The sequence below is a fragment of the Glycocaulis sp. genome, assembly GCF_052168375.1.
GTDB lineage: Bacteria > Pseudomonadota > Alphaproteobacteria > Caulobacterales > Maricaulaceae > Glycocaulis.
Window position 1 is genome coordinate 1 of sequence record NZ_JBQLZR010000014.1, and the last position, 10045, is coordinate 10045.

Consider the following 10045-nt stretch of genomic DNA (forward strand, 5'->3'; position numbering starts at 1 on the left):
GGCGCACCACCGCCTCTGCAAAGCGCGCTGCAGCTCCGGCGAGGCCCGGCGTGCCCAGCCCCGCACCGCCCTTGCGATTGCGCGCGCCGGGAACGGCAAGGTCCACCGTCAGGACAAGGACCGAACAGCCCGCCGCCTGTGCGCGTGCCAGCATGTCGGCAACAAAGCCGCGGTCCCGCGCCATGTAAAGCTGGAACCAGTAGGGACGAACTGCGGCGGCGGACACTTCCTCCAGCGGGCACAAGGAGACCGTGGAGAGGCAGAAGGGCGCACCGGCGGCTTCGGCAGCCTGCACCGCCTGAACCTCACCGCGCCGCGCATTCATACCGGCAAGGCCGACCGGGCCGAGGCCGGCCGGCAGGGCAAAGGTTTCGCCAAACAATTCCACCGAAAGGCCGATTTGCGACACATCGCGAAGCACGCGCTGGCGCAGTTCCACGCGTTGAAGATCGGAAACATTGCGTGCCAGCGTGGTGCCCGAGAACGAGCCACCCTCGATATAATTGAACAGGAAGCGCGGCAGCCTACGCCTCGCCATTTCCCGATAGGCATCAAGCGAGGCAGGTTTCATGTCCGCTCCCTAGGGCTGGCGGCGATACGGTATCCCCGATTCCAGCTTTGCAGGAACGCCGTCGGCAAAGCCATAGAGATCAATCGTGCGCGCGCCCTTGCGGATCTGCTCGATCTTGCGCGCCTCGTCAGCCTCGCGCGCCTCGCCAGCGGCGAGCGCCGAGTCGACCTGCGCCGCGGGAATGACAACCACACCGTCCCTGTCGCCCAGCACCAGATCACCCGGCCGGATGAGGACCTCACCCATGCGCACCGCCTCCTGCAGCCAGGCAGCGGCATAATGGTCCTTGCCGGTGCCGCGAATGCAAACGCCATCGGAAAAGACCGGGAAGTCCATCGCGGCGAGCCCCGCCGTATCGCGGACACCGCCATCAATGACGAGGCCGCCGAGCCCCCGCGCCAGCGCCGCCTCGTTGAGGATATCACCCCAGTAACCGGCCTCCTTGCCGCCACTCACGTGTACGACCAGCACATCGCCCGGCTGGGCCTGATAGAGCGCATGATGGATCTGCAGGTTGGAGAGCGCCGGGCAATGGACCGTGAAGGCCGGGCCACAAACGACCATGTCCGCGCGGACCGGCTTTATCGCAGACGGCAAGGCGCCAATGCGCCCTGCCCCTTCGTGAAGCGTGGCAGCACCCAGCTTGCGGGCGCGGTCCAGACTGTCTTGCGAATAGCGATTCATGACCGGCTCTCTCTCATGGCGAACGGTGACGAACAACGTCTTGCCGCCCATTCATCAGACGTATGCGTATCGTATCGACATGCCGTCCACAAGGTGCAAACGCCAGCCCTTCCCGCACCTCGCCGGCTCCAGCGAAGACAATCCTCATAAATATCATGCGATAAGGCCCGCAAAGCCCATCGGTTGACCTGCAACACAGCGGCACCGGTTGATACGCGCTTGAACCGGCTTGACATAATTGATATGACATCTGCCTAATTTATCGAAGACCTTCAGTGAAAGGAAAACCGGTCAGGTTTTCCCCACGCACGGGGCGGATAGGAGCACGACTGATGGAAGTCGCGATCATCGGCGGAGGCATTGTCGGGCTTGCCCTAGCACTTGGCCTCCAGCAACGCGGGATCAAGAGCCGTGTCTACGAGGCTGCTCCGGAAATCCGCGAGATCGGCGTCGGCATCACCCTGCTTCCCCATGCGATGCGCGAACTGACGGCGCTCAATCTGGGCGAGGAAGCGCGCAGCGCCGGCATCGAGCTGCATACCAGCGCCTTCTACAACCGCTTCGGCCAGAAGATTTACAGCGAGCCGCGCGGGCTCGCCGGCGGCAGCCCTTACCCGGAAGTGAGCATCCATCGCGGACGCCTGCACACCGCGCTCTACAAGGCCGCTCTTGAACGCCTTGGCGCAGACCGCATTCACACCGATTGTCAGCTTGCCGGTTTCCAGCAGGACGAGGACGGGGTGACCCTCGCCTTCCGCCAAACTTCCACCGGGGAAAGCCTGCCGCCCGTGCGTGCGTCCATTGCCATAGGGTGTGACGGCGTCAATTCGGTGACGCGCAAGCTGCTCTACCCCGACGACAAGGTGGTATTCACCGGCATCAATACCTGGCGCGGCACAACGCGCCGCAAGCCGATCCTCGACGGGCGCACCTATCTGCGTATCGGCTCGATCCGCACCGGCAAGATGGTGATCTATCCGATCATCGACGACATAGACGGCGACGGAAACCAGCTCATCAACTGGGTGGCCGAGATCGAACAGCCGACCTCGACGATGAATGACTGGAACCAGGGCGGCAAGGTGCAGGACTTCCTGCCCGTGTATCAGGGCTGGAAGTTTGAATGGCTCGACGTGGAGAAACTCATTCTCGATGCCGGGACGCTGCTGGAATACCCGATGGTCGACAAGGACCCGCTGGACCGCTGGACCTTTGGCCGCGTGACACTGGCAGGCGATGCCGCCCACCCGATGTATCCGCGCGGCTCGAACGGTTCGGCACAAGGCCTTATCGATGCCCGCACGCTGTCGGACTGCCTTGCCGCCAGCACTGGCAATCCGCAGTCTGCGCTGAAAGCCTACGAGGCCGCGCGTCTGGAGCCGACCGGTCAGGTCGTGCGTGCCAATCGCAGTTCACCGCCGGACATCATCAATATCCGGGTGGAGGAGCTGACCGGCGACCGCCCGTTCGACAATCTGGACGACTTCATCTCGCACGACGAGCTTAAGGCCCTGTCCGAACAGTACAAGCGCGTGGCAGGTTTCTCCTCCACCGATCTGACCAAACCCTGATTGCTGCATACGAGTTGAGATCATGGATGCTGCCGAAAACGCCCTTCTGACCCAGGTTGGACCGGGAACACCAATGGGCGGCGTATTGCGCCGGCACTGGATGCCGATTGCAGGGGCCAGCGAGTTTGACGAGAAGACGCGCGTGAAGCCCGTCCGTCTGATGGGCGAGGATCTCGTGCTCTACAAGGACCTCAGCGGACGTTTCGGACTGGTGGAGCGCAAATGCGCCCACCGCCGCGCAGACCTCTCCTACGGCTTCGTCGAGAAGTGCGGCCTGCGCTGCAACTATCATGGCTGGGCCTATGACGAGAGCGGGCAGTGCGTGGAAATGCCCTATGAGGACACGGTAGCGCCCAAGGCCCGCTACAAGGACAAGATCAAGATCCTTGCCTACCCGGTGCGTGAACACGCCGGAATGATCTGGGCCTATATGGGCCCGGCCCCGGCGCCGCAACTGCCCAATTGGGAGCCCTTCACCTGGAAGAACGGTTTCCGCCAGATCATCATCTCCAAAATCCCGTGCAACTGGCTGCAATGCCAGGAAAACTCCATCGATCCGGTACACTTCGAGTGGATGCATACCAACTGGAGCCGCCGGCAGAGCGATATCGACGCCGAGCTGGGCCCCAAGCACATGAAGGTCGGTTTTGATGCCTTCCGCTATGGCCTGATCTATCGCCGCCAGCGCGAGGACCTGCCAGAGGACCATCCGATGTGGTCAGTGGGCCGGGTCTGCCTGTGGCCGAACTGCTTCTTCCTCGGCGACCATTTTGAATGGCGCGTGCCGATTGATGACGAGAACACGCTGAGCGTTGCCTGGGTCTTCCAGCGCGTGCCGACCGAGATGGAGCCCTATGAGCAGGAAACCATCCCGACCTGGCACGGGCCGATCACGGATCCTGATACCGGGCGCTGGATCAGCACCCATGTCATCAACCAGGATTTCATCGCCTGGGTGGGACAGGGCACCATTGCCGACCGGACCATGGAAAAGCTCGGCATGAGCGACCGGGGCATTCTGATGCTGCGCCGTCAGCTCAAGGACGATATTGAGGCCATAGAACGCGGTGAGGACCCGATGGGCATCATCCGCGACCCGGCAGAAAACACCTGCGTCGAACTGCCGATTGCGGAGCGCGACATCCTCGTTGACGGGGTATCGCGTGAAGAGATGCGCGCTCACCCTGTCTTCGGCAAACACATGGAACGCTTCATGTTTCAGGCTGGCCAGCCTCCGGAGGTGTGGCAGGAATTCTGTGACGCGATGGGGCTGGAAAACCGCCAGAAATACGACGACCGACAGGTCATCAAGATCTGACACACGCAACGCAGCCGGGGGGCGGCGCTGACGTGAAAACGCCCGGCAGGCCGTGCGGCTTGCCGGGCGTTTTTGCTTTCAGGCTCAGCTGTCTCGACTATTCGGCGTCGGGCTGGCGATCCGGTGTCGCGGCCGCAAAGGCGTCCAGTGCCTGACACGCTGCCTCGGCCGCCATCAGGCGCGGATAAGCAGAAAGATCGACGCCGAAACGGCGCGCATTGCCCAGCTGCGGAACGAGGCAGATATCGGCCAATGTCGGCGCATCGCCAAAACAGAACGGCCCCTTTTCAGCTGAGGCCACGATCTCCAGCGCGGCGAGGCCATCGGCGATCACCTCGCGCGCCCAGCCCTGCACCGCGGCTTCATCATGTCCCATGGCGCCGAGCTTTTTCAGCACACGCAGATTCTGCAAGGGATGAATCTCGCAGGCAATGGCGAGGGCGAAGCTGCGCACCTTGGCAGCCTCAATCGGGTCCGCCGGGATGAGGCGCGGCTCTGCCTTGAGCGTGTCGAGATACTCGATGATGGCAAGGGACTGGGTCAGCACTGCCCCATCATCGGTTTCGAGCGCCGGCACCAAGCCTTGCGGATTGAGCTTCAGATACGCGTCGGAGCGCTGCTCGCCCTTGCGCAAATGATGGGAGACGTGCTGCGCCTCCAGCCCCTTGAGACCCAGCGCGATGCGGATGCGCCAGGCCGCCGAAGAGCGGAAATATCCGTGAAGGATCATGAAAACAGCCTCTGTCTGCTAGTCCTTGAGGGTCTCACCGACCGTAACGGCAAGGGGCTCCAGCCCGTCAATGCTTGCGTTCATGACGTCACCGGGCACCACCGCGCCGACGCCTGCGGGCGTACCGGTATAGATGAGGTCACCCGGCTCGATCCGATAGAGACCGGAAAGGTAGGCGATAACATCCGCCACCGGCCAGATGAGATCGGCAAGATCGGCGTCCTGACGGACGGCATCGTTGACAGTGAGCTTGATGCTGCCGCGGGTGGGATCAAAGCCCGCGCCCGCCTTGCGGATGAGGCCAAGCGGCTTTGACTGCTCGACATTCTTGCCCGTGTCCCAGGGACGGCCCTGCTCGCGCGCTTCAAGCTGGAGATCGCGGCGGGTCATGTCGAGACCGACAGCATAACCATAGACGTGGTCCATTGCCGTCTCGACTGGGATGTTGCGCCCGCCTTTGCCGATCGCCACGACCAGCTCGACCTCATAGTGGTAATTACTGGTCTTTTGCGGGTAGGCGATGGTGGAATTGCCCGTCACGACCGTTTCGGCCCATGCGCTGAAGAAGAAGGGTGGCTCGCGGTCCGGGTCGCGGCCCATTTCCCGGGCATGAGCGGCGTAGTTGCGTCCCACACAGAAAAGCCGGCGTACGGGAAACTGCTTGCCGTCATCCACTGGAGCGAGGACAGGCGGCTGGGGTTCAAATGCTAGGGTCACGCGTTTTCTTCCCTGTAAAGATTGAGTTTTTCCTGAGCTGCGCGGTCAGAATAGCCGAACAGGACAAGTTCTGACTGCGCATCGATCGATACCGGCTTCCACGACGGAGCGACAAACACGGTGCGGTCCGCCAAGGCAATGCTTTCCTCACCGATATAGGCGGTTCCACGCCCCTCCACGACCACAAAGACCGTGGCATCGGAGCTGCGGCGGGTGCGGGTCCTGAAGCCCGCTGGCAAGAGCCGCGCATGGGCGAAGATGGTCGGCATGATCGAGCCTCCGTTCGCCGGGTTCACGAACTCCATTGCATGGCCAAGATGCGGGTCGGGGGCCTCCGTGCGTGCAAGCCTGTCGAGCGCGCCGCGCCAGTCCTCATAGCGATAGTGGAAGAGCGGCTGGTGGGCAGGCCGGCGATCGGCCGCCGTGCCGCGCAGCGGACGCAGATTGCGGCCATACCGGCTTGTGCTGTCACCGGCAGGAACGGTTTCGGGGTGGGCCGCCTCGCCCAGTTTTTCGGCAAAGCTGGCATCGAAATGGCGCACGGTCGGGATGTCCAGACCATCAAGCCAGATCATGGGCCGGTCGGTCGCATTGCCGTGATCGTGCCATTGCCAGCCGGGGGTGAGAACCAGATCGAAGGGTGCCATTACCGCCTTTTCACCATCAACGGCGGTAAAGGCGCCATTACCCTCCAGCACGAAGCGCAATGCGCACTGCGAGTGCCGGTGACAGGGCGCGACTTCGCCTGGAAGGATCAGCTGCAACCCGGCATAGAGGCTGGTCGTGATCGCGGACTGGCCGGGCAGGCCGGGATTTTCCAGAATCAGTACGCGTCGTTCGGCCTGCGCCGCCGAAATGAGATCGCCGGCGCGCATCAGATAATCACGCGCCGTGGCATAGTCCCAGGCATGGGCCTTAACCGGACAGGCCGGTGTCGGCGTTACAAGCTCTGCCAGAACTTCCCACAAGGGTGCCAGCTGATGCGGGCGCATTTCCCCGTACAGGGCTTCCAGCTGGACTTGCTGTTCGTTGGCGCGTTCAGCCTGCATGACGGTCTCCTCCGGCGTTATACCGATTGTCACCCATCGTACCGCATAAGGCAATGCATTTCATATTACGGAATTATATGCCCGAGCCGCCTATCGACCGGGAAATCGCGCGGCAGGCATCAGCCAGAGCCGCCCGGTCGCGCGCCTCGTCCTCTTCGCTGACGGCTGAGTTGGCTAGCAGGGTTGCAACAAGCGCTGCCCTGCCCTGCAAATCGAGTATCGGGACCGCACTGGCTCTCAGGCCGGGAATGAGCGTCTCGCTGACGCTGGAATAGCCGGTCTTGCGGGTACTGGCCCGCAGCGCCTCTACATCGATCCCGCCGCTGACTCCGGTGGTCCGCAATTCCTCTTCGACCATCCAGCCGGTTTCCTGCGGCTCGCGATAGGCGAGGAAGACATGGCCGGTGGCGGAACGCAGCAAGGGCAGGCGCGAGCCGACCGCTAGTGCCGTGACAACCGGGGGCACGCCCATGAACCAGCGCACGATCACCGGGCCGTTGGGGCCAAGCGCGGCCAGCTGGACGGTGCGTCCGGTCTCGTCGCGAAAGCGGGCGAGCGCGGCATCAGCCTCACTGAACGCGTCCACCCGCGACAAGGCACCCAGCGCAAGTTCGAGTGCACCGGGACCAAGATCATAGCGGCCATCTCCTGGCAGCTGGCGCGCCATGCCTGCTTCGGTAAGGCTGACAAGGTATCGATGGGCTTGCGGCGATGACAGGCCTGCAGCACGTGCAATCACGCCGAGACCGGCCGGACCATCAAGCGCCGCCAGCACGCGCAATACCCGCAATCCGGTTCCGACCGACTGGATGCCTTCGCGCCTCGACGTCATGCCTCTTCCCCGATGACGAGCCGGCGACCCTGCCACCCCGTTCGCGCCCATTAGACCGGGTTTGCCTCCGGGCGGAAAGCGGCGCGACACATTGCCCGCTCAATCCCGATTGCCGCCTAATGATATATCTTTTATGAAAAGTGTGGTTATTCGGAGTGGCGGAGCGATCCGCCCTTGGTCGGGGAGGCAAAAATGGGCGAATGGCTGAGTGCGCACGAACTGGAAATCCTGCGCTGGCTGCACATTCTGGCGATGGTGTACTGGCTGGGCGGTGAATGGGGCGTGTTCCAGACCTCCTACAAGGTGATCAATCCGAGGCTGCCGCTGGAGGAACGCCAGCGTCACATGGATACCGCCTACCGCATCGACATTCTGGCCCGCACCGGGATCATCACCCTGCTGCCTCTGGGCCTTCACATGGGCTATCTGTGGGGCGTCCAGCCGCTGGGCGGCTGGTGGATGGTTGCCATGTGGCTGATCTGGCTCGTCTGGATGGGCATTACCTGGGGCGCGTTCATGACGCGCGGCAAGCCCATCTGGCACCTGCTCTCGGGCCTTGAGGACTGGAGCCGCTATATCCTGATCCCGCTCCTGATCATCACCGGCATTACCTCGCTCGCGGGCATGGGTCCGTTCGAGGCTGGCGATGGCCAGAAATGGTACGCCGCCAAGGTGCTGACCTACGGCCTTGCCCTGATCATCGGCGTCATCCTGCGCCTGATCATGCATGAATGGCAGGCCATGTTCCGTGTGCTGGCCGCCGGGCCGGATGACAGTGTCGAGACGAAGCTTGCCCGCTCCATCTCGATCGGCCGGTCTGTCGCCTACGCCTACTGGGTGCTGATCGCGGCGACCTGCTTCTTTGCTTCGGTAAAGCCGTTCTGAGACGTCTGGATCGGCAACGGGCGGGCCGTCTCCGGCCCGCCCTTTCACCTAGTCCTCTGATGCAGCTTCGCTGGCCAGAACCGGCACGACGCCGGGCAGGCCCTCCAGCAGCATTACGTCGAAATCACCCCAGCCGCCTTCGATCCGGGCTTCTGCAAGGGCGCGGTATTCAGGATCATTCCAGAAATCGCGCGCGGATTGCGCATCCGGCCAGACCGAAAGGACCACAGAGCGGAAGCCGAGCTCGCCTTCCAGCGTTTCCAGATTGCCCGTCACCGCCAGATACTGTCCGCCATGGCGCGCATAGAGCGGGGGCAGATGGGCCACATAATTGGCGCCGAAATTCGCCCGGTCATGAACGGTGCCCATCACCACCATGTAGGCGGCACCTGCAGGCGGCGGAGCCGCTGCCGGCTCAAGGCTCTGCGCTGATGCTGCTGGCTGGTCCGGACTGATGGCCCCGCTCAGGGCAAGGCCTGCGCCCAACCCGCTCAGGCTGCAAACGATTGCAGTAATCACGATCTTCAACGACATGCCTGTTACCTCCCGATAGGGTGCCAGCCTAGCGCAGCCAGTCCGCCATCTGCAAAAGATATATCTTTTGGACTTCCCTCTCCGGAGAGGCGCGCTACTCTGGTTCCAGAGGTATGCAATGCCCAAGGGGAGTCCATCATGAAAGCTCTTGCGCTGGCCGCGCTGGCCGGTTTCGCGATCACGTCTGCTCCGGCCCTCGCACAAGGGACACCGGGCGGATTTGACGAGGACAGTTTCCGCGTCTTTACCGAGGCCCGGTTCGGCACCGGCGAACCGGTTTACTGGTATTCGGCCGGTACGGTTCGTGCCTACCCTTCCGGTGAAATCCTGTTCCTGATGGAAGGGTATGACACGGCCCGCGGCGAGCAGGTGGAGGGCGCGGAGCGTCCGACCGCGCATCAATTCAACCGCAAGACCTATATCTACCGCGACGCGACGACCGGGGAGATCTTGCGAGAATACAACGGCAACCCGGTCTCACCCATTGCCTATGACTACCAGTTCATCACCTATGAACTCTCCGATGACGGTTTCCTCGAAACGGTAGTAGAGCAGGGCCGCGCGCCGCGCCTTCAACGCTTCGGCCCCGAGCGGGACATGGGCGTTACCCGGCTTGGTGACACCTATGTGTTCAGCGCGCCGGTCTTTCTGGACTTCCCGATCCCCGGCACCGAAACGCGCTATGAGGCGTGGGAAAACTACGACTTCTTCGTCACGCCGGACGCCGACATCTCCCACCCGATGACGCTGTCATGGGCACGCTATGGGGCCCTGCCGCCCTGGGCAGGCGGCGGCCCCTCGATCATTCACATGGTGAGCTGGCGCATCGACAATTACGAGGACGTGCCGGAACGCTTCCGCCAGTATATCGAAGCCGAGGCACCCTTGTGGATGGCCCCGCCCGAGAACCTTGAGGAAATCCGCAGCCTTCAGGGTCAGTGAGGTTCATCATGCTGACCGCGTTAATTGTGGCGCTGGCCCTGCCTCTGGGAGGACCGGCCATTGCAGACGCGCTGGAAGGCCGGTTCGACAATGCCCGGCAGATGGCCGGCGAGACTGATCCGGCACGCCCGCACCTGCATGTCGTGCATGAGCGTTTTGCCAATCCCGTCATTCCAGGAACGCTGGTCTACTCCCAGCTTCATGTCGGCGGT

Annotated in this window: 12 protein-coding genes; 5 read left to right on the forward strand and 7 right to left on the reverse strand. The window is 62.9% G+C overall.

Translation table 11 applies throughout. The annotated features are described in order from the left end of the window. Together ACTS2Z_RS00475 and ACTS2Z_RS00480 are read right to left on the reverse strand one after the other, a co-directional pair. Positions 1-571: alpha-hydroxy-acid oxidizing protein (locus ACTS2Z_RS00475; protein WP_442571272.1), on the reverse strand; the 571-nt coding region annotated here is incomplete at its 3' end. A 9-nt stretch (positions 572-580) separates the two neighbouring features. Beyond that, complete coding sequence (locus tag ACTS2Z_RS00480; RefSeq protein WP_442571273.1) at positions 581-1255, reverse strand: 4-carboxy-4-hydroxy-2-oxoadipate aldolase/oxaloacetate decarboxylase; 675 nt, start codon at positions 1253-1255, stop codon at positions 581-583. 332 nt (positions 1256-1587) lie between these two features. On the opposite strand from ACTS2Z_RS00480, the gene ACTS2Z_RS00485 reads away from it, so the two are divergent. Further along, positions 1588-2826 (forward strand): flavin-dependent oxidoreductase, encoded by a 1239-nt coding sequence (locus ACTS2Z_RS00485; RefSeq protein WP_442571274.1) that lies wholly within the window; start codon positions 1588-1590, stop codon positions 2824-2826. A 22-nt stretch (positions 2827-2848) separates the two neighbouring features. After that, a complete protein-coding gene (locus ACTS2Z_RS00490; protein WP_442571275.1) occupies positions 2849-4144 on the forward strand; it encodes a Rieske 2Fe-2S domain-containing protein in 1296 nt (431 codons plus the stop codon). 97 nt (positions 4145-4241) lie between these two features. Here ACTS2Z_RS00490 and maiA read toward each other — a convergent pair whose 3' ends face one another. From maiA to ACTS2Z_RS00510, 4 genes are all read right to left on the reverse strand, one after another. Then, on the reverse strand, positions 4242-4874 hold the full coding sequence (gene maiA, locus ACTS2Z_RS00495; protein ID WP_442571276.1) for a maleylacetoacetate isomerase: 633 nt from the start codon (positions 4872-4874) through the stop codon (positions 4242-4244). Between the two features lie 18 nt (positions 4875-4892). Next, entirely contained in the window at positions 4893-5591 is a 699-nt protein-coding gene (locus ACTS2Z_RS00500) for a fumarylacetoacetate hydrolase family protein (RefSeq protein ID WP_442571277.1), read from the reverse strand. Then, entirely contained in the window at positions 5588-6640 is a 1053-nt protein-coding gene (gtdA, locus tag ACTS2Z_RS00505; protein ID WP_442571278.1) for a gentisate 1,2-dioxygenase, read from the reverse strand. The genes ACTS2Z_RS00500 and gtdA overlap by 4 nt, the downstream gene beginning before the upstream one ends. A 73-nt stretch (positions 6641-6713) precedes the next feature. Next, the gene (locus ACTS2Z_RS00510; RefSeq protein WP_442571279.1) at positions 6714-7472 is read right to left on the reverse strand and encodes an IclR family transcriptional regulator; all 759 of its coding nucleotides are present in this window, start codon (positions 7470-7472) and stop codon (positions 6714-6716) included. 192 nt (positions 7473-7664) lie between these two features. Between ACTS2Z_RS00510 and ACTS2Z_RS00515 the strand changes: the two genes are divergently transcribed. Then, positions 7665-8357, forward strand: a complete 693-nt coding sequence (locus ACTS2Z_RS00515; RefSeq protein WP_442571280.1) for a hypothetical protein — start codon at positions 7665-7667, stop codon at positions 8355-8357. A 48-nt stretch (positions 8358-8405) separates the two neighbouring features. Here the strand turns inward: ACTS2Z_RS00515 and ACTS2Z_RS00520 are convergent, their stop codons facing one another. Next, positions 8406-8891, reverse strand: coding sequence for a DUF1330 domain-containing protein (locus ACTS2Z_RS00520; RefSeq protein ID WP_442571281.1), 486 nt, complete (start codon positions 8889-8891; stop codon positions 8406-8408). Between the two features lie 138 nt (positions 8892-9029). On the opposite strand from ACTS2Z_RS00520, the gene ACTS2Z_RS00525 reads away from it, so the two are divergent. Continuing rightward, positions 9030-9833: a DUF1838 family protein gene (locus ACTS2Z_RS00525; protein WP_442571282.1), complete on the forward strand. Its 804-nt coding sequence runs from the start codon at positions 9030-9032 to the stop codon at positions 9831-9833. An 8-nt stretch (positions 9834-9841) separates the two neighbouring features. Then, positions 9842-10045 (forward strand): hypothetical protein (locus tag ACTS2Z_RS00530; protein WP_442571283.1); only part of this gene is annotated, 204 nt, incomplete at its 3' end.

Excerpts from the sequence above, each read along its gene's own strand:
- ACTS2Z_RS00480 (WP_442571273.1), bottom strand. The coding sequence starts at position 1,255 with ATGAATCGCTATTCGCAAGACAGTCTGGACCGCGCCCGCAAGCTGGGT.
- ACTS2Z_RS00485 (WP_442571274.1), top strand. The coding sequence starts at position 1,588 with ATGGAAGTCGCGATCATCGGCGGAGGCATTGTCGGGCTTGCCCTAGCA.
- ACTS2Z_RS00490 (WP_442571275.1), top strand. The coding sequence starts at position 2,849 with ATGGATGCTGCCGAAAACGCCCTTCTGACCCAGGTTGGACCGGGAACA.
- maiA (WP_442571276.1), bottom strand. The coding sequence starts at position 4,874 with ATGATCCTTCACGGATATTTCCGCTCTTCGGCGGCCTGGCGCATCCGC.
- gtdA (WP_442571278.1), bottom strand. The coding sequence starts at position 6,640 with ATGCAGGCTGAACGCGCCAACGAACAGCAAGTCCAGCTGGAAGCCCTG.
- ACTS2Z_RS00510 (WP_442571279.1), bottom strand. The coding sequence starts at position 7,472 with ATGACGTCGAGGCGCGAAGGCATCCAGTCGGTCGGAACCGGATTGCGG.
- ACTS2Z_RS00515 (WP_442571280.1), top strand. The coding sequence starts at position 7,665 with ATGGGCGAATGGCTGAGTGCGCACGAACTGGAAATCCTGCGCTGGCTG.
- ACTS2Z_RS00520 (WP_442571281.1), bottom strand. The coding sequence starts at position 8,891 with ATGTCGTTGAAGATCGTGATTACTGCAATCGTTTGCAGCCTGAGCGGG.
- ACTS2Z_RS00525 (WP_442571282.1), top strand. The coding sequence starts at position 9,030 with ATGAAAGCTCTTGCGCTGGCCGCGCTGGCCGGTTTCGCGATCACGTCT.